Source organism: Escherichia sp. WS1152 (assembly GCF_046487665.1).
Lineage (GTDB): Bacteria > Pseudomonadota > Gammaproteobacteria > Enterobacterales > Enterobacteriaceae > Escherichia > Escherichia coli.
The window spans coordinates 24,770-49,237 of sequence record NZ_JBJQJA010000015.1; the positions used below are offsets into that span (position 1 = coordinate 24,770).

Genomic DNA, 24,468 nt, shown 5'->3' on the forward strand with positions numbered 1-24,468 from the left:
GAAATTTAAACCTCTGTAGAGCGGTTTCCGCTGGGTGAGTTATGCCTGTTGAAAAAATCAACGATGGCGTGGAGCGCGACTGAGCGCATTGCGTCCTTTTCAAAAAGGATCTCATGGTAAGCACCTTTAATTACCAACGGCCGTCCTCCTTCGACAGGATGGCCCGCGGCGGTGCGGAGTTCACAAAAACGGTCATGCATGCGGTTATCCACCACGCGTTCCTCTTCAGCCTGCAAGAGAAGCGTTGGCGTGGCGTCATCACCCGCACCGGCTAACACCTGTTCGCCAGCCAGAATACTTTCGCGTACCCAATGGTAGGTCGGCCCACCGACGCGAATCGTTGGGTCATCAGCATAGAAGCGTAAGTTACGTCGATATCGCTGTCTGCTGTGGGTCAGTACGTTGATAGCAAACGGCAACGCGCGCCAGCGCCCGGTGCCTATTGCATAGCCATCACGGAAACGTGGATGCGCTTCGGCCCAGTTGAGGATCTGCCGTGCCATAAATGACGGCATACGAATCACGATCCCAAACATTGGCGCAGTTAGCGCAATGGCGTCACATACACCTGGATGGCGTTGCAGAAATAATGTGGAGATCGCACCGCCCATCGAATGTGCCAGTATATAGCGTTTACGCCACGGACCGGGCTGAACCTCCTGCTGCCAGAATGCCGCCAGATCATCAACATAATCATTAAAGCGATTAACATGCCCGAGATGCGGATCGGCTAACAGGCGACCGGAACGTCCCTGCCCGCGATGGTCGATGATTAAGACATCAAACCCCAAATGGAACAGGTCATAGGCCAGTTCCGCATATTTTACGTAGCTCTCAATACGCCCCGGGCAGATGACTACCACCCGGTCATGGTGCTGTGCGCGAAAACGGACAAAGCGCACCGGAATGTCATCCACACCAGTAAACTCTGCTTCATCACGCTGACGCCAGAAATCAGTCAGCGGTCCCATGGTAAAAGCAGCAAACGCGTTTTCTCTTGTTTCCCAGTCTTTTTGCTGCTGAAACATCGGGTAATCTGCCTCTTAAACCACGTAAAATCGTTTTTTTTAGCGTGCCTGACACAACGCTGCGACAGTAGCGTATTGTGGCACAAAAATAGACACACCGGGAGTTCATCATGACCTTAGAATGGTGGTTTGCCTACCTACTGACATCAATCATTTTAAGCCTGTCGCCAGGCTCTGGTGCAATCAACACTATGACCACCTCGCTCAACCACGGTTATCGCGGCGCGGTGGCGTCTATTGCCGGGCTTCAGACCGGACTGGCGATTCATATTGTGCTGGTTGGCGTGGGGTTGGGGACGCTATTTTCCCGCTCAGTGATTGCGTTTGAAGTGTTGAAGTGGGCAGGCGCGGCTTACTTGATTTGGCTGGGAATACAGCAATGGCGCGCCGCTGGCGCAATTGATCTTAAATCGCTGGCCTCTACTCAATCGCGTCGACATTTGTTCCAGCGCGCAGTTTTTGTGAATCTCACCAATCCCAAAAGTATTGTGTTTCTGGCGGCGCTATTTCCGCAATTCATCATGCCGCAACAGCCGCAACTGATGCAGTATATCGTGCTCGGCGTCACCACTATTGTGGTCGATATTATTGTGATGATCGGTTACGCCACCCTTGCTCAACGGATTGCTCTATGGATTAAAGGACCAAAGCAGATGAAGGCGCTGAATAAGATTTTCGGCTCGTTGTTTATGCTGGTGGGAGCACTGTTAGCATCGGCGAGGCATGCGTGAAAAATAATGTCGGATGCGGCGTAAACGCCTTATCCGACTTACTCTGAAGACGCGTCTGGCATCACCGCGAAATAATCAAATGAATGCCAAATCCGGCAAATAACGCCCCGGCAAAACCATCAATCCACTTCGCCAGACGTTGATAACCACGGCGCATTTGCGGCAGGGCAAACAGGCTGGCAACGACGGTAAACCACGCCAGTGTTTCGACAATGATCAGCGCAAAAATGCCCCAGCGCGCGGTAGTGCCAACGTTATCACCGACAAACAATGAGAACACCGAGCCAAAGTAGATAATCGCTTTCGGATTAGCGAGATTGGTCAGTAAACCTTTCAGGAAACTGCGCCCACTTTTCGCCAGCTCAACCTGTGGCGCAGGTGCAGAAACCGCCTCTTTTTTCAGCGCGCCGCGCAGCATCTGGTAACCCATCCAGCAGAGATACAGGCCACCGCCAACCATAATCAGCGTATGCAGCCAGGCCATTTTTTCGATAATCAAATGCAGGCCAAGCAACGCAATCCCTGCCCAAACCATAACGCCGCAGGTAATACCCAGCACGCCCATCATCGCTTCTTTACGGGAACGACTGACAGCGGTCTGAGAGACAAAAAAGAAATCGGGACCGGGACTCATAAGCGCCACAATGTGCACCATGGCGACGGTGAGAAATAACATCAACATACATTTGACTCGCGGGGGAAACGTTTACGGAGTCTTCATCCTGGCACTTTTTTATGCTGCTGACTACTCTTCGTCGTCGCCATCGACATGCGCACGAATCAGCGCCATAAACGGTTTACCAAAGCGTTCCAGCTTGCGCATCCCAACGCCGTTAACGCTGAGCATTTCGCTGGCGGTGATCGGCATCTGTTCAGCCATCTCAATCAAGGTTGCGTCGTTAAACACCACGTACGGCGGGACATTACTTTCATCGGCAATCGATTTACGCAGTTTGCGTAATTTGGCGAACAGTTTGCGATCATAGTTGCCGCCGAACGATTTCTGCATCGCTTTCGGTTTGAGCGCCACGATACGCGGCACGGCAAGTTGCAAAGAGGATTCGCCGCGCAGCACCGGGCGCGCGGCCTCTGTCAGTTGTAGGGCAGAATGCTGGGCAATATTTTGCGTCACCAGGCCGAGGTGAATCAGCTGGCGGATCACGCTCACCCAATGTTCATGGCTTTTATCACGGCCCATGCCATAGACTTTCAGTTTGTCATGACCATAGTCGCGGATACGCTGGTTATTAGCACCACGAATCACTTCCACCACATAACCCATCCCAAACCGCTGATTCACACGACCAATGGTGGAAAGGGCAATCTGAGCATCGGTTGAACCGTCGTACTGTTTCGGCGGATCGAGGCAGATATCGCAGTTCCCGCACGGCTCCTGACGCCCTTCGCCAAAATAGTTCAGCAATACCAGACGACGGCAAGTTTGCGCTTCGGCAAACGCGCCCATCGCATTGAGTTTGTGGCGCTCGATATCCTGCAACTGCCCCTGCGGCTTCTCTTCCAGACAACGGCGCAGCCACGCCATATCAGCCGGATCGTAAAACAGCATCGCTTCCGCAGGCAGGCCATCACGCCCGGCGCGACCGGTTTCCTGATAATAGGATTCGATATTGCGCGGAATATCAAAGTGGACCACGAAGCGAACGTTTGGTTTATTGATGCCCATGCCGAACGCCACCGTCGCCACCACAATTTGCAGGTCATCGCGCTGGAATTTCTCCTGCACGTCGGCGCGGACATTATTTTCCAGCCCGGCATGATAGGCCGCCGCGCTAATACCCTTGCTTTGCAGGCGCGCAGCGGTGTCTTCTACTTTCGCCCGGCTGTTGCAGTAGATAATGCCGGACTTACCGCGCTGTTCCTGCACGTAGCGCATCAACTGATCGAGCGGTTTGAATTTCTCCATCAGCATGTAGCGAATATTCGGACGGTCAAAACTGCTGATTTGAATCAGCGGATCGTTCAGCCCCAGCAGGCGCACGATATCCTGGCGCGTGGTGTCGTCGGCTGTGGCGGTCAGCGCCATAAACGGCAGCGTCGGGAACCGCTGGCGCAACTGACCGAGCGCGGCATATTCCGGGCGGAAATCGTGGCCCCATTGGGAGATACAGTGCGCTTCATCAACGGCTAATAACACCGGATTCCAGTGCGCCAGATGCTCAAGAAAGTTATCCAGCATCAGGCGTTCCGGGGCGATATAAAGCAGACGAATTTGCCCGGTGCGGCAGCCTGTCATCACTTCAAGTTGCTGTTCGCGGGTTTGCGTCGAGTTAAGGCACGCCGCCGCCACGCCGTTGGCTTGCAGTTGATCCACCTGATCTTTCATCAACGAAATCAGCGGTGAAACAACCACGGTAAGGCCGTTTAGCAATAAGGCAGGAATTTGATAGCAAAGGGATTTTCCGCCACCGGTGGGCATGACGACCAGGCAATCGCGACCGGAAAGCACAGTGTCGATAATTTCTTCCTGGCCCGGGCGAAACTGTTGGTAGCCAAAGGTTTCTTGTAAAACCTGTTTAGCTCCGGACTCCAGATTCAACACTTCCGCCTGCGCCACATTCACCCCGATTGCCTGAAATAAAAACAGGCGCTATTTTCAGCGCCTGCGCGAGAAACTGCAATGCTTTTAGTCTCTGAGAGGGTAATCCTGGATGCTGGATTCCAGATTTGCCAACCACTCAACCGTTCATCAAAACAAATCGTTTAGCATAACCCCCACACCGACACGGGTCTGGTTGAAGTTATAGTCGATGAGCGATTCGCCATAGCCGCTGTAAACCTGAGTATAAAGGCGCACATGTTTGGTGATCGGGTAACTTAAGCCTAACTCCGCGCCGCCGTAGCCGGTGTTCCAGTTGTACTGTCCTTTCGCACTGAGCACCGCATCACCGAGGTGATAGCCGATTTTAAGCTGGTAGTAACCCATATATTTGGTGATATCCGGGTTATCGTCAGTATTACCCACCACATACCACGGCTTCACTTCTACCAGCCAGTTACCGTTTTCTGCCATCAGGCGAGTATAAAGGCGGTTCCAGCTGCGGGAGGTCGGGTCTGAACGCCCGTTAGAGTCGTGGTTATACCCCATCTCCACATCGCGCAGCGTCCAACCTGCAAAACGGTAATCGGTGGCAAAACCGAGGAACAATTGCGGTTCGTAGTTGGTTTCACGAAACGGTGAAGACTCTTCGCTATTGGACAGTTGCCACCAGGATTTTTGCGTATAAGACGCACCCAACACCGAGTTCGGGCCTAAAATCCCACGCCACAGCGGAAATGCCAGGCTCAACTGAAACTTTACTTCATCCTTACGCGCATTTTCCGCCCAGTCGTAACTGGCAATCGCTTCTTTGTTCAGATCGCTGGTTTGGGTGTAGATGAGGTAGTTGGTATCATAAGGATAGAGCGTGAACGGATTGTCATGCTCCTGCAGCATATTGGCGATAATACTGCCACGCACCGCTGGCGCGTCATGCACCTCTTTCACCGTTGCCTCTTGTGCATATACTGCCATAGGCAACATAAACACCGGCAACAACCAGCCCTGCAGAGTCCGCATCGGTCGTGTTCTCCGTAACGAATTATTGATAAGGTGAATGTTTTTCTGCGGGGTATTTTACATACTTAACTCCATTGCCGTTAGTTATCCCTTCCTAAAGTAGAAACCAACAACAAAGAAGCATAAAATCAACATTTCATTAACCAATGAAGTGTAAGGATGATATGTCTGCCGTACTGACTGCTGAACAAGCCCTGAAATTAGTGGGTGAGATGTTTGTTTATCACATGCCATTTAACCGCGCATTGGGGATGGAACTGGAGCGTTACGAAAAAGAGTTCGCACAGCTGGCCTTTAAAAATCAGCCAATGATGGTGGGCAACTGGGCGCAAAGCATTTTGCACGGCGGGGTCATTGCGTCGGCGCTGGATGTCGCCGCCGGTCTGGTGTGCGTGGGAAGTACCTTAACCCGCCACGAAACCATCAGTGAAGATGAACTACGCCAGCGGCTATCGCGGATGGGGACCATTGATCTTCGCGTTGATTATCTGCGCCCAGGCAGGGGCGAGCGTTTTACTGCTACCAGTAGCCTGTTGCGTGCAGGCAATAAAGTCGCCGTCGCCCGCGTTGAATTACACAATGAAGAACAGCTTTATATTGCCAGTGCCACCGCCACCTATATGGTAGGTTGAAGACATAAAAGCAGGTAAACTGCTGTTACCAATTAAAAATGAGTATTCCCGATGGATGCAAAACAAACGCGGCAGGGCGTATTACTCGCTCTTGCCGCTTATTTTATTTGGGGTATAGCGCCAGCGTACTTCAAGTTGATTTACTACGTGCCTGCCGATGAAATCCTGACGCATCGCGTGATCTGGTCGTTTTTCTTTATGGTGGTGCTGATGAGCATTTGCCGCCAGTGGTCCTATTTAAAAACGCTGATTCAGACGCCACAGAAAATTTTTATGCTGGCAGTCTCTGCCGTGCTGATTGGTGGCAACTGGCTACTGTTTATCTGGGCGGTGAACAATCACCATATGCTGGAAGCGAGCCTTGGTTACTTTATTAACCCGCTGGTGAACATTGTGCTGGGGATGATTTTCCTCGGCGAGCGATTCCGCCGGATGCAATGGCTGGCGGTGATTCTGGCGATATGTGGCGTGTTAGTCCAGCTGTGGACTTTTGGTTCGCTACCTATTATCGCGCTGGGACTGGCATTTAGTTTTGCCTTCTACGGTCTGGTACGCAAGAAGATTGCCGTTGAAGCGCAAACCGGCATGTTAATCGAAACCATGTGGCTGCTGCCCGTGGCGGCAATTTACCTGTTTGCTATTGCCGACAGCTCAACCAGCCATATGGGGCAAAACCCGATGTCGCTGAATTTACTGCTGATCGCCGCCGGTATTGTCACTACCGTACCGCTGTTGTGTTTTACCGCCGCTGCCACGCGCTTGCGTCTCTCAACGTTAGGCTTTTTCCAGTACATTGGCCCGACGCTGATGTTCCTGCTGGCTGTGACGTTTTATGGTGAAAAACCGGGTGCCGATAAGATGGTGACTTTCGCCTTTATTTGGGTGGCGCTGGCAATTTTTGTGATGGATGCGATTTATACGCAGCGTAGAAAAAGTTAAGAATTAACATGGGTAGGCCGTTTAAAGAGCCTACCCACTGACTTATTTATCTTTTTTTGAAAAAAATTAAGATAAGAAAAAGAACAATATTTGTTACAGGAAATACCCCCAAAACTCCCCAGTACTTACTCCATCCTAGAGACATCGTATATCTACCAAGGATTTGACAAAACCCAAAACTTAACCCTATACCTATACTTCTTAAATTTAATGTCGTAGTCAGGCTTAAAATAAATAGAACAAGGATGGTAATAGCCCACCACAATAACCATGCCTTAACAAAATCAGATTTTTTGCTGTAAGGTTCTTTACCCAAGAACAACTGCCAAAAGTTACCATTTCCCATATAGAATCCATTCACCCAAGATATTGTTTATAGAATAAAAATACATTTCAATTATATTTAATTAAAATATACCCCATCAATAAAAACTTACACACTCTAAATTACTACTGTATAGTTATCAATGCAAAGACTGCTATATTGCATATATATATGCAAACCACATAATTCAGGTAATATATATTCAAAACAATTATATATAAAACAGTGTAAAAATGTTCAAATTATCCATCAGAAATATATTCTACCCATCCAGGCTTGAGCGTTTATCACGCTTTCAGTTCATAATCTATACATTAACATCATGGTCAATATTAATAACTTTGAATGATATCAACCTGGCTTTGAGTTTTATTCTGGTTATTAATAATACCTATGTAAATATCAATATTGGAGCAAAAAGAATAAGAGATACTGGATGTAAGGCAATCTACTTTGTATTGATTTCATTGGGCTTGACACTTTTTTCTATTATCTCTGCAGCAATTGAAGGGATGAGATGTGAGTCATTAAGCGTCCAACTCAACGTGGCATGGATATTATTCACAACAATTATGTTATCTGCGATTCCCTCGGCTAAAATGTCGCTGTCAGCACACTAACTTACTCACAGCGACATCGTATAGTTACAGCCAGTTCTTACGCTTAAAGTACAGATACGGTGTCAGGCCCGCGAGGATCATAAAGATAATCGCGCCAGGGTAGCCGAAGCCCCACTTCAGTTCTGGCATAAACTCAAAGTTCATGCCATAGCTGGAGGCAATCCGCGTAGGAAAAAGTTTCCTAATCGGTAAATTCAACATTTTGTTATTAACAATGAGCAAGACCAATCATTAACGAGGTTCTCTTCAGAGATGTAATGAAAAAATGTGAAGTTTACTTCTTTTTTAAATATTTTTTTACCCTAGCATTTGTTCTCGAATTGATATTGAGCTTAAATATAACCAAGGCAAATGCAAATGAATAACATATTACTTCCGCCAATTAATATTCCCTGTACACTTTTCGAAACTATTAGTTTATTCGATGATTTTTCTGCTGATGATATGCAATATGGTGATATGGTAGAACAAGACTTTCTCTCACTCGGCCTAAGCGATATCTCAGCAAAAGTTGATCCTTACAGACTTATTAAATACCATTTCCCTGGCCCAGGTTCTATTAATGTTGCTTTTAGTGCCTCAAGTTCCGGAACAAAAATATCACAACGTGAATGCACTGATATTTTATTTGCAGAAATGAAAGAACTAGCAAAAATGCTTTCCTTTTTTGGACAATATAAAACACTTATCGAAGATCTGATTGAACATTTTAGATATGGAAATGGCAGCAATTTTCATAGCCAACAATTAAATTTATCTTTTCATGAAAAAATAAATAAATATGGTTATAATAGTCCAATACGAATAATCAAAGAATGTATCGAAAATGGCATTAATTCAACTCCCTCGACAGGATACCAACCTCTTATCCTGCAAAGCATTAAAACCAAATTACTTTCATCAAGACTAAATAAATTTAATGACTTCGAGGACAGTTTTAATGGCTTAGGAATCAGTGTTCATGATATTTCAGCTCAAAAAATATCTCTTTTAAGTTTTCAAAAATACGCTATAGGATGGAGTGCAACAATTCATTTTGTAGCACAGGACCACTTCGGTCTTGATGTAACTGATATCAAAAACAAGACTTACAGCAAATATAGATTTTTTCGCATATGGTTCTTTTTACAACGGCATAAAGACTTTGCTTTCAAACCTTTTTTCACCAATTTTAACACTATCGAAAGAATCGAAAATTATCTATGAAAAGCAAACTCCAGAAAATTATATTATGTTTATTTCTTCTATGCTGCATCTATAATTTATGGACATTGCGTCCTGTACAGATTTTGTATACATACTCTGATGCTGGCAATTCAGTCTTTCTGGTCGTTGATCATCTGCCATGGACTGACAGCGATAAAATAAATTGGTATCTGAAGCATCAGAATGAAATTAAAAATCAACATCCCCTACCAGAAGGTAGTTGGCATACCTGGTATGTCATTGATATCGGTAATGGCTTCACTGACTATAAAAAATATATCGAAGGGCCGTATGAAGATCTCTACTGTTTCCCGACAATTAAGAGCAATGATAATTGCATCGTGAAAAATTACTTAATGGTTATTAATGAATACCCTTATCGTAACACTCATATTGGTATTAACGATTTTACTGAGTATCAATTAACACAAGAAAATAAAATAGAGCGAGTTTTCAATCCGCATGACTTTAAATACGACAATTTTTAGAAATAAGCCGGATAAAAAAATAGCTTTATCCGGCACTCATATTACAGCCAGTTCTTGCGCTTAAAGTACAGATACGGTGCCAGGCCCGCGAGGATCATAAAGATAATCGCGCCTGGGTAGCCGAAACTCCACTTCAGTTCTGGCATAAACTCAAAGTTCATCCCATAGCTGGAAGCAACGAGCGTCGGCGGCAGGAATACCACGGATACCACCGAGAAGATTTTGATGATGCGGTTCTGCTCGATGTTGATAAAGCCCATCGCCGCCTGCATCAGGAAGTTCACCTTCTGGAACAGGGATTCGTTATGCGGCAGCAGGGATTCGATATCTCGCAGGATTTCACGCGCCTGCTCCAGTTGCCCACCCGGTAAACGCGCCTTGCGTACCAGGAAGTTGAGCGCACGCTGGGTATCCATCAGACACAGGCGAACTTTCCAGCCGATATCTTCCAGTTCCGCCAGCGTGGAGAGCGCCTCATCGTACTCATCGCCCTGATGCCCTTCCATAATTACCCGGCTCAACTGCTCCAGATCGCTGTAGATATTTTCAATTTCATCTGCCAGCTGTTCGATTTTGGTTTCGAACAGATCCAACAGCAGCTCGTAGGCGTTACCGTCCACCATTGACTGGCTACGGGCGCGCATACGATACAGACGGAATGCAGGCAGTTCACGCTCACGCAGAGTAAACAGACGACCATCACGGATGGTAAATGCCACAGTGGAGTTACCGGCGTGATCTTCCGCATCTTCAAAGAAGAAGAAGGAGTGAATATGCAGGCCGTCATCGTCTTCAAAGAAACGTGCCGATGCTTCGATGTCTTCCAGTTCCGGGCGGGTTGCCAGGCTCTGGCCAAGTTCAGATTGTACGCGCAGTCGCTCGTCGTCGTCCGGTTCGACAAGATCAATCCATACTGCATTTACAAGGGGTTGTGACTCTTCGACTTCCAGCCGGGTCAGTCGGTTATTTTCCAGTTGAAATGCGCTCAGCATGACCGGGACTCCCAATGCTTAAAATATCGGACAGTTCGGTGGGCACACAGAAACAAATTGGGTTTCAGACCATTAAACAGCCTGACTCAGCGCGACGGGAAAAATTGAGGTCGCTGACAACCGCTAAGGCTATCAGCAAAAAGGGATAGCCTTAGGAGTTGATCCTGGATGACAGGATAGTGAGCCAGTATCTACTGGGTGTGTCCAAGGCGAATGTCCTCTTAGAGTGATCGTGCGCGCATGTTACGCCAGCAAAATTTTGCCGTCAACACGCAACAGAACACCACAGAACAATAGTTGAACTTCGCGCTTTTTGGTACTCGTCAAGGTCGCTAACAGGATAAAAAAATCCAACATCCAGGACCTATAATGGCGCATCGGCTACTCATTGGTAAAGGAATGATCACCTTGAATCTCAAACGGATTTTTCTCGCCCTCACCTTACTTCCCTTGTTTGCTGTTGCCGCTGATGATTGCGCACTCTCAGATCCGACGCTGACCGTACAGGCGTATACCGTTAATCCTCAAACAGAGCGGGTGAAAATGTACTGGCAAAAAGCCAATGGCGAAGCGTGGGGAACTTTACATGCTCTGCTGGCGGATATGAATAGTCAGGGTCAGGTGCAGATGGCGATGAACGGCGGCATCTATGATGAAAGCTATGCGCCGCTCGGTTTGTACATCGAAAACGGTCAGCAGAAGGTGGCGTTAAATCTCGCTTCAGGTGAAGGGAATTTCTTTATCCGTCCTGGCGGCGTGTTTTATGTCGCGGGAGATAAAGTCGGCATCGTTCGTCTGGATGCCTTCAAAACCAGTAAAGAGATTCAGTTTGCGGTGCAGTCAGGGCCAATGTTGATGGAAAACAGTGTAATTAATCCGCGTATTCATCCCAACGTCGCCTCACGTAAAATTCGTAACGGTGTTGGGATTAATAAACATGGGAATGCCGTGTTTTTGTTGAGCCAGCAGGCGACAAATTTTTATGATTTTGCCTGTTATGCCAAAGCGAAACTGAACGTTGAGCAGCTGCTTTATCTTGATGGCACGATTTCACATATGTATATGAAAGGCGGGGCAATCCCGTGGCAACGCTATCCTTTTGTCACCATGATTTCCGTCGAGCGGAAAGGTTAAGCATTGTACACTCGAGGAGGCCAGACAAACTGGGGCTGGCTACACAGCTGGAAAATCATCAGATAAATGAAGGGAAACAAAAATGAAAAAAACGCTCGCAACGTTATTTTTATTAACGTGTCTGGGATCATCATCCGCTTATTCGGATAACGCTTTGATTTTACAAACTGATTTTAGCCTGAAAGATGGTGCCGTCTCGGCGATGAAAGGGGTCGCATTCGGTGTTGACCATAATCTTAAAATCTTTGATTTAACACACGAAATTCCACCGTATAACATCTGGGAAGGCGCTTACCGCCTGTATCAGACCGCCAGTTATTGGCCACAAGGTTCGGTGTTTGTTAGCGTGGTCGATCCAGGTGTAGGTACAGACCGTAAATCGGTAGTGCTGAAAACCAAAAACGGTCAATACTTCGTTTCACCAGATAACGGTACGCTCACTTTGGTGGCGGAATCGCTGGGTATTGAGAGCGTCCGGCAAATCGATGAAAAAACCAACCGCCTGAAAGGTTCCGAAAAGTCATATACCTTCCACGGTCGTGACGTGTATGCCTACACCGGTGCACGCCTGGCTTCCGGAGCGATCACGTTCGAACAGGTGGGGCCAGAGCTTCCTGCAAAAGTTGTCGAACTTTCTTATCAGAAAGCCAAAGCAACAAAAGGTGAAGTGAAGGGCAATATCCCGATTCTCGATATTCAGTACGGCAACGTCTGGAGCAATATCAGCGACGAGTTGCTGAATCAGGCAGGAATCAAACTCAACGACACGTTGTGTGTAACCATTTCCGAAGGTTCCCAGCAAAAATACGAAGGGAAAATGCCGTATGTCGCAAGCTTCGGCGATGTGCCGGAAGGTCAGCCGATGGTGTATCTGAACAGCTTATTGAATGTTTCCGTGGCGCTGAATATGGATAATTTCGCGCAGAAACATCAGGTTGCGTCTGGTGCTAACTGGAATATTGATGTGAAGAAGTGCGCTAAGTAAGGTGCTGATGCCGGATGCGGTGTGGCGCACCGCATCCGGCACCGTGATCGTAAATTATACCGTCTCCAGCCGGGCGTAAGCCGCCACCAGCCATTTAATACCCTGGCCCTGGAATGCCACCTGCAAACGGCTATGCTCGCCGCTGCCTTCCATATTGACGATAGCGCCTTCACCAAACTTAGCGTGGCGTACACGCTGGCCGAGCTTGTAGCCGCTGTCGTTCTCGACCATCGGCGTACCCATACGCTGATGGCTGACCGGGCGGCTTACCGTGGCGCGCAGGCGCACCTCTTCCACACACTCTTCCGGCAGCTCGCCGATAAAGCGCGACGGGCGATGGTAAACCTCTTTGCCATACAGACGGCGAGTTTCCGCGTAGGTCAGCGTCAGTTTCTGCATCGCACGGGTTACGCCAACGTAGGCCAGACGGCGTTCTTCTTCCAGACGACCGCCTTCATCCAGCGACATCTGGCTTGGGAACATGCCCTCTTCCATACCGACGATAAACACCTGCGGGAACTCCAGCCCTTTCGCCGAGTGTAGCGTCATCAACTGCACCGCGTCCTGCCAGGTATCCGCCTGCCCCTCGCCCGCTTCCAGTGCCGCATGGGAGAGGAACGCCTGCAGCGGCATTAAATCTTCATCTTCTTCGTTGTAGCTGAACTGGCGCGTTGCCGTCACCAGTTCCTCTAAGTTTTCGATACGCGTCTGGCCTTTTTCGCCCTTCTCCTGCTCGTACATGGTGCGCAGGCCGGAGTCTTTAATTACCCGGTCAGTCTGTACATGCAGCGGCATATCGGCAGTTTCTTGCGCTAAGGCGTCGATTAATTCCATAAATCGCTGCAAGGCGCTGGCAGCTCGCCCGGCGAGCGCTTTTTCCTGCAACAGCTCACGACATGCCTGCCAGAGTGTTAACTGGCGATCGCGCGATGTCTGACGTACCACGTCCAGCGTCCGGTCACCAATACCCCGCGTTGGCGTATTCACCACACGCTCAAAGGCCGCGTCGTCGTTGCGGTTGGCAATCAGGCGCAGATACGAGAGCGCATCTTTGATTTCCTGGCGTTCGAAGAATCGCATCCCGCCGTAAATACGGTACGGCATACTTGCCTGCAACAGTGCTTCTTCCAGTACACGCGACTGGGCGTTGCTGCGGTAGAGAATGGCGCACTCGGCGAGCGCCCCACCGTTGTCCTGCCAGGTTTTGATGCGGTTAACCACAAAACGCGCTTCATCGAGTTCGTTAAAAGCGCAATAGAGGGAAATAGGCTCACCGTCCGCGCCATCGGTCCACAGTTTTTTACCCAGACGCCCGTTGTTGTTTTCAATCAGGGCGTTCGCGGCGCTCAGAATGTTACTGGTAGAACGATAGTTCTGCTCCAGACGGATAGTTTCGGCACCGGGGAAATCATTGAGGAAACGCTGAATATTCTCCACCTGCGCCCCGCGCCAGCCGTAGATTGACTGGTCGTCATCACCGACGATCATCACTTTGCCGGTGTCGCCCGCCAGCAGGCGGATCCACGCGTACTGAATGTTGTTGGTATCCTGGAATTCGTCCACCAGGATATTGGTAAAACGTTCGCGGTAGTGTTGCAGGATATGCGGCTTGTTAAGCCACAACTCGTGAGCGCGCAGCAGCAGCTCGGCGAAGTCCACCAGGCCCGCGCGGTCACACGCTTCCTGATACGCCTGATACACCTTCTGCCAGGTCTGCTCCACCGGATTACCGTAGCTTTGAATATGATGCGGACGCAGGCCTTCATCTTTCTGGCTGTTGATGTACCACATTGCCTGGCGCGGCGGCCACTGCTTCTCGTCGAGGTTCATGGCTTTGATCAGACGCTTAAGCAGGCGTAGCTGGTCTTCACTGTCTAGGATCTGGAAATCCTGCGGCAGATTGGCGTCCATATGGTGCGCACGCAGCAGGCGGTGCGCCAGCCCGTGGAAGGTGCCGACCCACATGCCGCCCTGGCTGGTGCCCATCAGTTGCCCGATACGATGACGCATCTCCGCCGCCGCTTTGTTGGTAAACGTCACCGCCATAATCGAGTATGGCGAGCAGTTTTCCACGCTCATCAGCCAGGCGATACGATGCACCAGTACGCGCGTCTTACCACTGCCCGCGCCCGCCAGCACCAGAAGGTTGCTGCGTGGCGCGGCCACCGCTTCGCGCTGTTTGTCATTAAGGCTGTCGAGCAGGTAAGAAACGTCCATTGGCACCGCCGCGTAAAAATAGGTTGGGCGGAGAAGCGCAACGCCCTCCGCCAAAAAGCTGGGTATATATACAGATTTGCTGATTATATCAGCGAGGTCAGAGATGCCAACCTGGAAATTTCCAGATGCGGGAGTAAACGGCTGTCCCAGGTTTGCATCAGATCGCCATTTTCCGGTCTGATCCAACAAGCCTGCATTCCGCTGCGAATTGCCCCACCCACGTCAGTGGTGAGATCGTCCCCAACATGTAAGATCTCGCCGATCGGCACGTTGAGTTTTTCCGCAGCCAAAAAGTACATATCGCTGAACGGTTTTGAGCGCCCGTGCGGGCCAGCGCGCAGCACAAACTCAAAATAGTCGCCCAGGCCGAACAGTTCTGGCTGGGCGTTACCGTTGGTGATCGCCACCAGCGGCCATTTCTTCGCCAGCTGTTTTAAGGTGTCGTGGGTTTGCTGCGGGACGTCGATCCGGCTGCGCCATTTGGCAAAGTTAATCATTGCTGCGTGTGCGCCTGCACTGGCTTCTTCGGCACTCAGCCCGGCGTCGAGCATCGCTTGTTCAATCGAACGAAAACGCCAACGCGTCACGTCGTGATAAATCTCGGGTTCCGCTTCCCGTACCGCCTGGCGCAGGCGTTGCAGATCTTCATTCTGGAAGCTGCGCAGCGCCGGATGATAATTTTGCACAAAGGTAAGCGCCTCTCGCTCGGTGCGCAAAATCACCGGACGGTTATCGTAAAGGGTATCATCCAGGTCAAAGGTGAGCGCCGAGATGCGCCCCAAAGGCCGGTAAAAACGCATTATTTCCCCCGTTTGGCGCGTGGATGCGCCGCATCGTACACCGAGGCAAGGTGTTGAAAATCAAGATGAGTATAGATTTGCGTGGTGGAGAGGTTGGCATGACCCAGCAGCTCCTGCACACCACGAAGATCGCCGCTCGACTCCAGCATATGCGTGGCGAACGAGTGACGTAATTTATGCGGGTGAACGTGATTATTCAGCCCTTGTTTTATGCCCCATTCGGCAAAGCGTTTCTGCACATTACGCGCGGAGATACGCTTGCCCAGTTTCGACAGAAAAAGTGCGTCGTCTTCGCTACCAAACAGGTCGCGCAAATCAAGCCAGTGCTCAATCCACGCCACAGCGTTGCGACCAATCGGCAGGCGGCGCTCTTTGCTGCCTTTCCCCATTACCCACACTTCACCAGACTCCAGGTCGAGGTGTTTGATATCCAGCCCCACCAGCTCGGAAAGACGCAGACCCGCGCCGTACATCACTTCCAGCATTGCACGGTCGCGTACAGCGAGGGGATCGTTGATATCAATATCCAGCAGCCGATTCATATCGTCGACGTCGATGTTTTTCGGCAGATGACGCGGCGCTTTCGGTGCCGAAACTCCTTTCGCCGGGTTAGCTTTGAGTTCGTTCTGGCTGACCAGCCAGTCAAAAAAGCTACGTAGCGCAGAAAGCCGTAACGCCAGACTTGCTGCTCCCAGCCCTTTACGGCGACTGCGTACAGCAAAATTGCGTACCATCGCTGCATCGCATTGTTGCCAGCTTTGCAGGCCGTTTTCGCTGGCAAAATTGATGATCGCCTCAAGCTGACGCTGGTAGTTAAGTAGGGTTATCGGGCTAAGCTGACGCTCCACGCTCAGATAACGTAGGTAGCGTTCTACATCGGTGTGTAAATCGGTCATACGCGTTCAATCCAACGCTCCAGAAGCTCCGGCAACATCAGCGCAATTTCATGAAGTAACTGCGTTCCCTGCCCTTGTTGATAGTGACTGGCATCGCGACTGGTAAACAGCACAATACCCAAATCAGCATCGCTTCCCAGCATCGACATCGCCACCGATCCCACCGCTTTCGCTTCCGGTAGCACCACCAGCAGCTCTGGTCCGTTAAGCGGCCCAAGATAGTGCTGTTCCTGCCCCAAACGCTGAATACGCAGCGGTTCGAAAGACTGACGGCTTAATGCCAGATGAGTGTGGTTCGACGGCGCACCTAAGCGCCAGCGATCCGGAAACAGGCGCAGACTCGCACCTGCCAGGCCGAGATCGCGCGCCCAGCGGTGAAAGCGCATCAGCATATCGTCGAGACTGCTGGCGGCGGTGAGACTGCGCTGCAGGTAGAGTAGGCGATAAAACAGGCCTTCGTTGGCGATAGCCTGTTCCATCAACAGCGCCATGTTCTCTTCCAGAACATGAATATGATTACGTGCGCGGGCCATGTGCCACTCGACCAACGAAACGGTGCCGCGTACCGGATGCGGCACACGTATCGCTTCTACTGCGCGCGCATTGCGGATAAAAAACTCAGGATTTTTAATCAGATAATCGACAACCGCCCGGTCATCAAGCTCCGTGAGTGTTTCCTGCAGTTCTTCCCCTGGTTGCTTCATAGATGAATAAATCCGTCGTAGACATGTACCGCCGGGCCAGTCATATATAACGGGTGACCCGGACCTTTCCAGGCGATATCAAGACGACCGCCGGGGAGTTCCACGCGTACTTCTTCGGCCAGCAAACCTTGCTGAATCCCTACTGCAACCGCCGCACACGCGCCGCTGCCGCAGGCCTGGGTTTCTCCTGCCCCACGCTCATAAACGCGTAAACGAATATGCTCGCGCTTAACCACTTGCATAAAACCGATATTGGCTCGCTCCGGAAAACGCTCGTGGCTTTCCAAAACAGGACCAAGCGTTTCTACCGCCGCGGTATCGACATCATCGACCTGAATCACGCAATGCGGATTTCCCATCGACACCACGCCGCATAAGATTGTCTGCTCGGCGGCGCGCATAATATAGGTCTTTTCCGCTTTGTTAGCGCGAAACGGCACAGCGGAAGGTTCGAAGTTGGGTTCGCCCATATTTACGCGGACCAGATCATCATCGGTGACGGTCAGAACCATCCGCCCGTTGGCAGTGCTGACGCGGATATCACGCTTATTGGTCAGCCCTTTCAGGCGCACAAAACGGGCAAAGCAGCGCGCACCGTTGCCGCACTGCGCCACTTCACTGCCATCAGCATTGAAAATGCGATAGTGAAAATCCAGTTCAGGATCATACGGCGGCTCAACCACCAGCAGCTGGTCAAACCCTACCCCCAGGTGCCGATCCGCCAGGCGACGAATCAGCTCCGGTGAAAAAAAGACATTCTGCGTTACCGCGTCGACGACCATAAAATCGTTGCCAAGGCCATGCATTTTCGAGAACTGCATCATTTACTCCAATCACGCGGGTACAGAAACTGACTTTTAGTAATTCACCTGGGATGGACCATCGCCAGTGGCGCGATCGTTTTTATCCGGCACCGTGGATTGCGTTTGCGTCTCTACCGGTTTGGTCGGCGGCGGTGCATTTTTATCTGCAGGCGGGAAATAGAGCGGACCTTTCAGACCGCAGCCCGTCAGGCTGAAGAGAGTAAGTAATACAGTGAGTGCCTTAAACACGTTTTTCATTATGGATTGCCTGTAAAGTTCATCGCTTTCTGCTTTCTATCATCGCAGGAGAAGGCGTAAAAGCAAGCATTTAGCGACTCTTTATGAAGTCTGAAAAGTGAGGAAATGCTGCGAGTATAACGCTTACTCGTGAGGATTTATGTTTTGCTGGTAGTTTCGTGATCAACACCTCGCGCCAGGATGGCTTTATGCACTATCGCAATGTGGTTTGTTTGTTGGCTTGTTCATTGTTCTTATCGTCGGCATGGGGATGTCGGCTTGATGCACCTGAACATAATATTTACCAGAAACAGGGAAAAGGCGTGGTGTACCTGCGCCCTTATAAAGAAACAAATCTTTCTCTACCTGACGTGAATTACAAGAGTTTGCGCCGTTTACCCAATTTATTAATAGACCCAACAACACAAGATGAATGGAATAAAGAACCACCTCTGACTGATCTAACAACCGACTACCTCTATGAAGGCGCACAAGCCTGGTATCCTCATTACTCCTGGCATAGCGATGGCCGCAATATCCTCTACGCGGGTGAAGTTGTGCAAAACCCTCCCGGCACACCTCCCGTCGATGTCGCCTCGTTCAAGGCATGGGGTGATTTTGCCGCAGATAAACACAGTCTCTATTTCGAAGGCAAGCGCACCGATGACAATGGCGGGGGAAATAGCGTAGATATCAAAACACTGCATCAGGTGGAATTCCGGCCTCCCTGGGATCCTGACTTACTGGGGCTGATATTACGTGACGCTAATTTCTTGTATATCAATGGGCATCGCCTCGCTGACCCCGAGAGTTTCCGTGTGCTGGCGCAGAAGTCCTGGGATCAGCGAGGAAAGTTTTCCACCACGTTTAACCCCTGCGTTGCCGTACCATTCGGCCCCTGGGATACCCTGGCTCGTACACGGACCAAAATCCTGATCAACGGCGAACAGCTTGATGCCGACCCGGACACCTTTTCCGTCGTGCGCTGGATGCCCGGCTCACTCTTGACCTGGCGTGATAAAAACGGGCTACAGCGTAAAGTCCTCGACAAGGAAAATCTGGCGTGGGATGAGGATTTAACAAAGCACTGTCTGGATTTTTCTCTGCTGGAAAAGAAAGTGTTCTGGCGTCAGGGGCCTGACTGTAAACAGGAAGAATTACCGGGACTCGATCCGGAACAGTTTCACCCCATCAGTGATGCTGTCGCACAGTATCAGGACTCGCTTTATACCATCATCGAAACAGAGTCTGGTGACCGCAAGCTGGAGATCGTGAAACTTGATGATCCCAATCTTATTATCAACAAACGTTTCAACGCCGGGAAACGCCACGGCTATTTACTTACGCGTGCCGAAGGGTGGCCATACCATTCCGGTTTACACGTGTTTGAATCTGACGGACCGCTGATCTTACTGGATAACCGCTCTCCGGATGAACGCGAAGCCCATCTTAATGACCATCCCTTTTTGCGCAGATGGTATGCCCGCGATAACCGCTACGTTTACAGCTTTGATGGCGCGCAGCTCTGGCGATACCGCACCGCGGATCCGAAACAAGTTCGCTTAATCTGGAAGGAACAACATTCGGGATATGGCTACGGGGTAAATTACAAAACGGGATATCTGGACGGAAAAATTACCGATGACGGCGAATTTATTCCTGCCCCGCGCAATGAGGCGACAAAATGAATGGTCAAATAATCACTGTTGCACTCATCCTGTTGGGGCACATATTTCTGACGCCTGCTGTACAGGCCATAGGGTTCGACTATTACAATGATCACGGTGTTATGTCTTACGGTAAAGGTTATTGGGGGGATAAGAAAATCATTGCCCAATTTCCGAAGATGAACAGAGCCGATTTGCGCCTTGTGACAAATATATCCGGGGAGCGGGAGTTGGTGGAAGGCTATATACCCACCGATGAAATAAGCATAAAAAATGAGGAATACCACTGGGTGACAGACGGCCGCGTTATTCTCTGGCGTGGCAAAATCGTTAGCAATCCACCGGGAACACCCACTGTCGATATTGCCAGCTTTCAGGCTATGGGCCGCTTCGCGGTCGATAAATATAGCCTCTATTTTGACGGACAGCGCACCGAAAGTAATAGCGGCGCGTCACGTGTTGATCTGGCGACACTAAAAGCTATCGAAGGTAACTCTACCACGCTGGTGGATAGTAAAAATCTCTATTTGTCCGGTCGACGTCAGGGGAGCAGCAGTAATGTTACTGTATTAGAAAAAAGATGGTGGGGTATTAATCCACGTCTTATGAGTGTAAACAGAAATTTGTATTCCAATGATCTGCTTATCCGCAGTGGGCAGAATATTTATTTAAATGGCGTTCACCTTACGGCGAATGCAGACTCATTTGAGATAATTCGCTGGATACCTCATTCACTGCTGGTTTTTCGCGACAATAAGGGTATGCATCGTTATCCCTTTGGTCAATTATCAGACAAAGCGATACCCGTAGATGATGACGTCTCTTTTGAAGTAGGGGAAAGTCGCGTTCGCTGGCGTAAACAGCTCACGTCCGACCGTCAGTGGAGCAAGTGGATAGACCTACCAGATATTGAACCTGAACAATTCCATCTGATTACTGGCAATATTGCGCAATATAAAGATCGGTTGTATGTAACAAAATTATCGACATTTGGTGAAGACCAGCTTGAGATAATCCCGCTGGATACGCCAGACCTGGTCATTGATCGCTCATTTAATAGCGGCAAACAGCATGCTTATTTTATCCGCCAATTACGGTCAAAGAGCTTGCAAATTATTCCAGTTAACGGTCCGCTAACTAAAAACGATCGCTTCGCTTATGACGATCGCAATGTTTATACATGGACCGATACAGAGGTAAGGATTACGCCCTCCCCCTGCCCGGCGAAAACTCGTGTCAGAGAGGAGAACGTACGTGAAGTTCAAAACAGAGACATCATTATTCCGGTGACGGATGAATCATGCCGGAACGCAGCAGCAGAGGTGCAAACTTTGAAGCCCTGACCCCATGCCGCTATACTGCCGCCATCACTTAAAAACAGGATACAACAATGAACGACAGTGAATTTCATCGCCTGGCTGATCAACTGTGGCTGACCATTGAAGAGCGTCTGGACGACTGGGATGGCGACAGCGATATCGACTGCGAAATCAACGGCGGCGTGCTGACCATTACCTTTGAAAACGGCAGCAAAATCATTATCAACCGCCAGGAACCGCTGCACCAGGTATGGCTGGCAACCAAACAAGGCGGCTACCATTTTGATCTGAAAGGCGATGAGTGGATTTGCGATCGCAGCGGCGAAACCTTCTGGGATTTGCTGGAACAGGCGGCGACACAGCAAGCGGGTGAAACAGTCAGTTTCCGCTAAGATTGCATGCCGGATAAGCCTCGCTTTCCGGCACGCTCATCACGAAAAATACTGCTGTAATAGCGGCGTATCGTTGTCCTGATTGGCGGGCGGCATGTTACCGATAGATTTTGTGCGGAACGGAATCACCTGTTCACGACCATCAACCTTCACAATCTGATAGAACTGCGGCAGGTTGAAGTTGATAAAGCTTGAGCCGTAGGTGAAGCGATCGTGCGATGACGAGTAGAAGCGACTGACGTCACGTACCAGCTCCTCTTTGCTGCCTTCGCAGTGGTGATACACCTCAACCCGGTTGCTTTCGTCGAGAATGTAGATATTAAAGCCATTCTCGTCTTGCGTTTCTTCGAAGAAGAACTGGATGATCCCTTCGCTGGCAAAGCCGTCCACCACCGCCGGTAATTTGACGTGATTGGTTTCAACCTGCACTGACAGGCCGTGCAGTTTGTTATGCGAAATAGCGCCATAAAACTCGATGGCGTTTTCCAGTTTTTGTACCGATACATTCAGGCGTTCGAAGAACAAGCCCCAGGTTTGACCAGAAACGCGCAGCGCCTTGAAACGCCCGGTTTCCTGGCGGGTGCTGGAAAGGCGCAGTTCAATACACTCAGAAACCAGTTGCTGCACGCGAGTACGGATTAACCCGCGCAGATGCTGGCTATAACAGAAGACTTCCACGCTATCTGGCGGTGCGGCGTCCTGATGCATTTTGCCGAGAATAGTTTTCAGGGCTTCGATCATCGATTGCTCGCCGTTGAAGTGCAGCGTACGCACTTCGTTCCACGAGTTGCGGTACAGCAGGTCAACGCTACCTACCAGGCAATTTTGATTCTCGCCAAAGCTGAAGACATCCAGCTTACGGAAATCAAAATGCACCACCTGATTGCGGAACGCCGCTGTCGGGTCATATTCCAGGTTAACGATAATCGCCAGATGGCGGATCTCACACGGGCTGTAGAGCGCCTTCGGTGTCGGTGCAGGTAAGCGCAGCGGGAAATGGTGCGACACGTCGGCGACCATCTCCTGCAACTTAGGCAAATCGACAATGCCGTTACCTTTAATATACAAACGGGTGCGCGAGGTCAGCAGGCCGTTAAACCATGCCCACGCCACCAGTTTATTCAGGTAACGGTTATATTCCAGCGGCTGATGGCTGATGATCGACTCAATATTTGGCGCGCGGTTATACAGATACCAACCTGAACGGTTAGCACGGCCCGGCGGCACATAAATAAAGGTCAGATTCGGTTCCGAGAGATCGGGTGAAATCTGCGGGTTTACCAGCGTCACTTTACCTGGTAATGCTTCAAACGCGGCATACAGCTTACGCGTCAGCACGCCGATATCCTGCGGACTGGCGGAGACGCTAAGGTTATTGCGACGCGCAAAGCGGATCAGATTACGGTAGCTCTGCATCATCGCGTCGAGCAACTCGTTGTGCGCCTCACGCACCTGATCAATCTTCCAGTTAGCGCGGTTATCGAGCATTGCCAGACGAGCTTCGTCCCAACCCCACTCGCTCACTAACTGGCTCAACACTGCGCGACGCCAGCCTACGCAGGCGCGTTCACGGCTGAGCTTTTCGCACACTTTTAAATAGAAGCAGCGACGTACTAAATCCAGACGGGTAAAATCTTCAATCGCCGTCAGGTATTCAGTAACACGCTCCAGCATCATGCAGTATGGATCGAGACCAAACGATACAATCTCGCCGTCGTGCAAACGCTGTTTGATATCTTTCGCCAGCAGACGTGGGTTCGGGTATTCCCAGGAATAGGCTTCCAGCAGCAGTGTTTTCAGTACCGCTTTGTATGGGGAATCGATACTCTTGTAGAGCTGCCAAAGGCTGGCACCAAAGTACTCTTCAGCAGAAAGCGAGCTTAAGCCACCGAGATCCAGCCATTCATTTGGCGTCAGCACGCCCTGCGCGTAAAGCGTCATCACATAGTCGTCGTAATGCTCTTCTTCGTCGCACGGCACCATATTCCACAGAATACGCTTACCGGCGAGACGCACGGCGGTACGATAAAATTCGTCAAGCAGCAGTATATGCTGGGTGGAGCCACAATCTTCGCCCCCCAGGCTGCCGCTTTCATTATGACGGAAGCGGTTTTCATCAATCAGGAAGAAGCTGACTTCCACACCCAGCGAGGCGGCCCAGCTTTCCAGCAGACTACATTTACGTTGTAGTAACTGGCGCTCTTCGCTATCGAGCCAGGATTGATGACAGACCCAGATATCCAGGTCAGAGGAACAACTTTGCCCTACGGACGAGGTGCTGCCCATGGTGTATACACCAGTAATTGGAAGCTCACCTTTCGGTGGGTCCTGTACTGACATTCCACGATACAGTTCAAGCTCGTTCAGGTAGTGGCGTTGAGTTTCATCAGGCGTGTAAAGGCAAATGCCTTTGGGAACGTTACCATCAAGGTAACCCGGCATTAGCGGATGGTGATAGTGCAACAATGTCGGCAGTAGACTGTAGACCTGTTGGAATGCAGGCCCCATAGCAGCAAGCGCGCGATCCACACGCAATTGATTTATGGCATCCAGTCTCTGTTTCAGAGTCTCAATATAGAGGTACAAGACGTATCGCCTGATTTGCTACCCGTCATGACTGTGATTCCGCCAACATCAACGGTAACACGCGGCATTCGGGATATTTCGTATGTCAAAGGTAACCGTTACCACTTTTCGCGCCTGGTTTTTTTAGTTTCACGACGAAAAAATGGTCTAAAACGTGATCAATTTAACACCTTGCTGATTGACCGTAAAG

At 50.0% G+C, this 24,468-nt stretch carries 24 protein-coding genes and 1 pseudogene; 10 read left to right on the plus strand and 15 right to left on the minus strand.

Annotation, left to right across the window (positions count from 1 at the left end; genetic code table 11):
* Positions 1 to 5: 5 nt before the first annotated feature.
* Positions 6 to 1,028, minus strand: coding sequence for a lysophospholipase L2 (gene pldB / locus ACJHW7_RS19380; protein WP_000487654.1), 1,023 nt, complete (start codon positions 1,026 to 1,028; stop codon positions 6 to 8).
* A gap of 110 nt (positions 1,029 to 1,138) precedes the next feature.
* Between pldB and rhtB the strand changes: the two genes are divergently transcribed.
* Positions 1,139 to 1,759, plus strand: coding sequence for a homoserine/homoserine lactone efflux protein (gene rhtB / locus ACJHW7_RS19385; protein WP_000171710.1), 621 nt, complete (start codon positions 1,139 to 1,141; stop codon positions 1,757 to 1,759).
* A gap of 61 nt (positions 1,760 to 1,820) precedes the next feature.
* Here rhtB and rhtC read toward each other — a convergent pair whose 3' ends face one another.
* The 3 genes from rhtC to pldA all read right to left on the minus strand — a co-directional run bounded on the left by rhtC (position 1,821) and on the right by pldA (position 5,336).
* Positions 1,821 to 2,441 carry a threonine export protein RhtC gene (gene rhtC / locus ACJHW7_RS19390; RefSeq protein WP_000928824.1) on the minus strand — a complete coding sequence of 207 codons (621 nt, stop codon included), beginning with the start codon at positions 2,439 to 2,441 and terminating at the stop codon, positions 1,821 to 1,823.
* A gap of 63 nt (positions 2,442 to 2,504) precedes the next feature.
* Positions 2,505 to 4,334 carry an ATP-dependent DNA helicase RecQ gene (gene recQ / locus ACJHW7_RS19395; protein WP_000035581.1) on the minus strand — a complete coding sequence of 610 codons (1,830 nt, stop codon included), beginning with the start codon at positions 4,332 to 4,334 and terminating at the stop codon, positions 2,505 to 2,507.
* Positions 4,335 to 4,466: 132 nt separating this feature from the next.
* Positions 4,467 to 5,336, minus strand: coding sequence for a phospholipase A (gene pldA, locus ACJHW7_RS19400; RefSeq protein WP_001259700.1), 870 nt, complete (start codon positions 5,334 to 5,336; stop codon positions 4,467 to 4,469).
* 164 nt (positions 5,337 to 5,500) lie between these two features.
* Here pldA and yigI point away from each other — a divergent pair, with 164 nt between their 5' ends.
* Positions 5,501 to 5,968, plus strand: a complete 468-nt coding sequence (gene yigI / locus ACJHW7_RS19405; protein WP_001277142.1) for an acyl-CoA thioesterase YigI — start codon at positions 5,501 to 5,503, stop codon at positions 5,966 to 5,968.
* Between the two features lie 51 nt (positions 5,969 to 6,019).
* The gene (gene rarD, locus ACJHW7_RS19410; RefSeq protein ID WP_000339103.1) at positions 6,020 to 6,907 is read left to right on the plus strand and encodes an EamA family transporter RarD; all 888 of its coding nucleotides are present in this window, start codon (positions 6,020 to 6,022) and stop codon (positions 6,905 to 6,907) included.
* Positions 6,908 to 6,953: 46 nt separating this feature from the next.
* Here the strand turns inward: rarD and ACJHW7_RS19415 are convergent, their stop codons facing one another.
* A complete protein-coding gene (locus ACJHW7_RS19415; protein ID WP_000526430.1) occupies positions 6,954 to 7,253 on the minus strand; it encodes a hypothetical protein in 300 nt (99 codons plus the stop codon).
* A 623-nt stretch (positions 7,254 to 7,876) separates the two neighbouring features.
* Positions 7,877 to 8,023: pseudogene (locus ACJHW7_RS19420) on the minus strand (CorA family divalent cation transporter); the annotation flags it as partial.
* A 186-nt stretch (positions 8,024 to 8,209) separates the two neighbouring features.
* Between ACJHW7_RS19420 and ACJHW7_RS19425 the strand changes: the two are divergent.
* On the plus strand, positions 8,210 to 9,058 hold the full coding sequence (locus tag ACJHW7_RS19425; RefSeq protein WP_001059703.1) for a YPO3983 family protein: 849 nt from the start codon (positions 8,210 to 8,212) through the stop codon (positions 9,056 to 9,058).
* Positions 9,055 to 9,546 carry a DUF943 family protein gene (locus ACJHW7_RS19430; protein ID WP_000837563.1) on the plus strand — a complete coding sequence of 164 codons (492 nt, stop codon included), beginning with the start codon at positions 9,055 to 9,057 and terminating at the stop codon, positions 9,544 to 9,546. The genes ACJHW7_RS19425 and ACJHW7_RS19430 overlap by 4 nt, the downstream gene beginning before the upstream one ends.
* Before the next feature lie 41 nt (positions 9,547 to 9,587).
* On the opposite strand, the gene corA is transcribed toward ACJHW7_RS19430, so the two are convergent.
* Both corA and ysgD read right to left on the minus strand, forming a co-directional pair.
* Positions 9,588 to 10,538, minus strand: coding sequence for a magnesium/cobalt transporter CorA (corA, locus tag ACJHW7_RS19435; RefSeq protein ID WP_000947159.1), 951 nt, complete (start codon positions 10,536 to 10,538; stop codon positions 9,588 to 9,590).
* A 151-nt stretch (positions 10,539 to 10,689) separates the two neighbouring features.
* Positions 10,690 to 10,746 (minus strand): protein YsgD, encoded by a 57-nt coding sequence (gene ysgD, locus ACJHW7_RS19440; RefSeq protein WP_211180520.1) that lies wholly within the window; start codon positions 10,744 to 10,746, stop codon positions 10,690 to 10,692.
* A gap of 161 nt (positions 10,747 to 10,907) precedes the next feature.
* Between ysgD and ACJHW7_RS19445 the strand changes: the two genes are divergently transcribed.
* Positions 10,908 to 11,672 (plus strand): phosphodiester glycosidase family protein, encoded by a 765-nt coding sequence (locus ACJHW7_RS19445; RefSeq protein WP_000951164.1) that lies wholly within the window; start codon positions 10,908 to 10,910, stop codon positions 11,670 to 11,672.
* Positions 11,673 to 11,754: 82 nt separating this feature from the next.
* Positions 11,755 to 12,657, plus strand: coding sequence for an S-adenosyl-l-methionine hydroxide adenosyltransferase family protein (locus ACJHW7_RS19450; RefSeq protein ID WP_021557369.1), 903 nt, complete (start codon positions 11,755 to 11,757; stop codon positions 12,655 to 12,657).
* Positions 12,658 to 12,711: 54 nt separating this feature from the next.
* Here ACJHW7_RS19450 and uvrD read toward each other — a convergent pair whose 3' ends face one another.
* The 6 genes from uvrD to lptM form a co-directional block, all read right to left on the minus strand.
* The gene (gene uvrD / locus ACJHW7_RS19455) at positions 12,712 to 14,874 is read right to left on the minus strand and encodes a DNA helicase II (RefSeq protein WP_072847852.1); all 2,163 of its coding nucleotides are present in this window, start codon (positions 14,872 to 14,874) and stop codon (positions 12,712 to 12,714) included.
* 83 nt (positions 14,875 to 14,957) lie between these two features.
* Entirely contained in the window at positions 14,958 to 15,674 is a 717-nt protein-coding gene (gene yigB, locus ACJHW7_RS19460; RefSeq protein WP_001213584.1) for a 5-amino-6-(5-phospho-D-ribitylamino)uracil phosphatase YigB, read from the minus strand.
* A complete protein-coding gene (gene xerC / locus ACJHW7_RS19465; protein WP_000130686.1) occupies positions 15,674 to 16,570 on the minus strand; it encodes a tyrosine recombinase XerC in 897 nt (298 codons plus the stop codon). The genes yigB and xerC overlap by 1 nt, the downstream gene beginning before the upstream one ends.
* On the minus strand, positions 16,567 to 17,274 hold the full coding sequence (locus ACJHW7_RS19470) for a DUF484 domain-containing protein (protein ID WP_000812793.1): 708 nt from the start codon (positions 17,272 to 17,274) through the stop codon (positions 16,567 to 16,569). Before ACJHW7_RS19470 ends, xerC begins: the two co-directional genes overlap by 4 nt.
* Positions 17,271 to 18,095, minus strand: a complete 825-nt coding sequence (gene dapF, locus ACJHW7_RS19475) for a diaminopimelate epimerase (protein ID WP_001160654.1) — start codon at positions 18,093 to 18,095, stop codon at positions 17,271 to 17,273. Before dapF ends, ACJHW7_RS19470 begins: the two co-directional genes overlap by 4 nt.
* Before the next feature lie 36 nt (positions 18,096 to 18,131).
* On the minus strand, positions 18,132 to 18,335 hold the full coding sequence (lptM, locus tag ACJHW7_RS19480; protein ID WP_000799889.1) for an LPS translocon maturation chaperone LptM: 204 nt from the start codon (positions 18,333 to 18,335) through the stop codon (positions 18,132 to 18,134).
* Between the two features lie 188 nt (positions 18,336 to 18,523).
* Here lptM and ACJHW7_RS19485 point away from each other — a divergent pair, with 188 nt between their 5' ends.
* Genes ACJHW7_RS19485 through cyaY form a run of 3 tightly spaced genes read left to right on the plus strand, consistent with a single transcriptional unit; the run spans position 18,524 to position 21,692 of the window.
* A complete protein-coding gene (locus ACJHW7_RS19485; RefSeq protein WP_021557368.1) occupies positions 18,524 to 20,002 on the plus strand; it encodes a hypothetical protein in 1,479 nt (492 codons plus the stop codon).
* Positions 19,999 to 21,324 carry a hypothetical protein gene (locus tag ACJHW7_RS19490; protein ID WP_001014280.1) on the plus strand — a complete coding sequence of 442 codons (1,326 nt, stop codon included), beginning with the start codon at positions 19,999 to 20,001 and terminating at the stop codon, positions 21,322 to 21,324. The genes ACJHW7_RS19485 and ACJHW7_RS19490 overlap by 4 nt, the downstream gene beginning before the upstream one ends.
* Positions 21,325 to 21,371: 47 nt before the next feature.
* A complete protein-coding gene (gene cyaY, locus ACJHW7_RS19495) occupies positions 21,372 to 21,692 on the plus strand; it encodes an iron donor protein CyaY (RefSeq protein ID WP_000999947.1) in 321 nt (106 codons plus the stop codon).
* Positions 21,693 to 21,731: 39 nt separating this feature from the next.
* Here cyaY and cyaA read toward each other — a convergent pair whose 3' ends face one another.
* Positions 21,732 to 24,278, minus strand: coding sequence for a class I adenylate cyclase (gene cyaA, locus ACJHW7_RS19500; RefSeq protein ID WP_000281681.1), 2,547 nt, complete (start codon positions 24,276 to 24,278; stop codon positions 21,732 to 21,734).
* Between the last annotated feature and the right edge of the window lie 190 nt (positions 24,279 to 24,468).

Excerpts from the sequence above, each read along its gene's own strand:
- lptM (WP_000799889.1), bottom strand. The coding sequence starts at position 18,335 with ATGAAAAACGTGTTTAAGGCACTCACTGTATTACTTACTCTCTTCAGC.
- dapF (WP_001160654.1), bottom strand. The coding sequence starts at position 18,095 with ATGCAGTTCTCGAAAATGCATGGCCTTGGCAACGATTTTATGGTCGTC.
- rhtC (WP_000928824.1), bottom strand. The coding sequence starts at position 2,441 with ATGTTGATGTTATTTCTCACCGTCGCCATGGTGCACATTGTGGCGCTT.
- yigI (WP_001277142.1), top strand. The coding sequence starts at position 5,501 with ATGTCTGCCGTACTGACTGCTGAACAAGCCCTGAAATTAGTGGGTGAG.
- ACJHW7_RS19470 (WP_000812793.1), bottom strand. The coding sequence starts at position 17,274 with ATGAAGCAACCAGGGGAAGAACTGCAGGAAACACTCACGGAGCTTGAT.
- rarD (WP_000339103.1), top strand. The coding sequence starts at position 6,020 with ATGGATGCAAAACAAACGCGGCAGGGCGTATTACTCGCTCTTGCCGCT.
- ACJHW7_RS19485 (WP_021557368.1), top strand. The coding sequence starts at position 18,524 with ATGCACTATCGCAATGTGGTTTGTTTGTTGGCTTGTTCATTGTTCTTA.
- pldB (WP_000487654.1), bottom strand. The coding sequence starts at position 1,028 with ATGTTTCAGCAGCAAAAAGACTGGGAAACAAGAGAAAACGCGTTTGCT.
- ACJHW7_RS19445 (WP_000951164.1), top strand. The coding sequence starts at position 10,908 with ATGGCGCATCGGCTACTCATTGGTAAAGGAATGATCACCTTGAATCTC.
- ACJHW7_RS19425 (WP_001059703.1), top strand. The coding sequence starts at position 8,210 with ATGAATAACATATTACTTCCGCCAATTAATATTCCCTGTACACTTTTC.
- ACJHW7_RS19430 (WP_000837563.1), top strand. The coding sequence starts at position 9,055 with ATGAAAAGCAAACTCCAGAAAATTATATTATGTTTATTTCTTCTATGC.
- yigB (WP_001213584.1), bottom strand. The coding sequence starts at position 15,674 with ATGCGTTTTTACCGGCCTTTGGGGCGCATCTCGGCGCTCACCTTTGAC.
- ACJHW7_RS19415 (WP_000526430.1), bottom strand. The coding sequence starts at position 7,253 with ATGGGAAATGGTAACTTTTGGCAGTTGTTCTTGGGTAAAGAACCTTAC.
- xerC (WP_000130686.1), bottom strand. The coding sequence starts at position 16,570 with ATGACCGATTTACACACCGATGTAGAACGCTACCTACGTTATCTGAGC.
- uvrD (WP_072847852.1), bottom strand. The coding sequence starts at position 14,874 with ATGGACGTTTCTTACCTGCTCGACAGCCTTAATGACAAACAGCGCGAA.
- cyaY (WP_000999947.1), top strand. The coding sequence starts at position 21,372 with ATGAACGACAGTGAATTTCATCGCCTGGCTGATCAACTGTGGCTGACC.
- rhtB (WP_000171710.1), top strand. The coding sequence starts at position 1,139 with ATGACCTTAGAATGGTGGTTTGCCTACCTACTGACATCAATCATTTTA.
- ACJHW7_RS19490 (WP_001014280.1), top strand. The coding sequence starts at position 19,999 with ATGAATGGTCAAATAATCACTGTTGCACTCATCCTGTTGGGGCACATA.
- corA (WP_000947159.1), bottom strand. The coding sequence starts at position 10,538 with ATGCTGAGCGCATTTCAACTGGAAAATAACCGACTGACCCGGCTGGAA.
- ACJHW7_RS19450 (WP_021557369.1), top strand. The coding sequence starts at position 11,755 with ATGAAAAAAACGCTCGCAACGTTATTTTTATTAACGTGTCTGGGATCA.
- pldA (WP_001259700.1), bottom strand. The coding sequence starts at position 5,336 with ATGCGGACTCTGCAGGGCTGGTTGTTGCCGGTGTTTATGTTGCCTATG.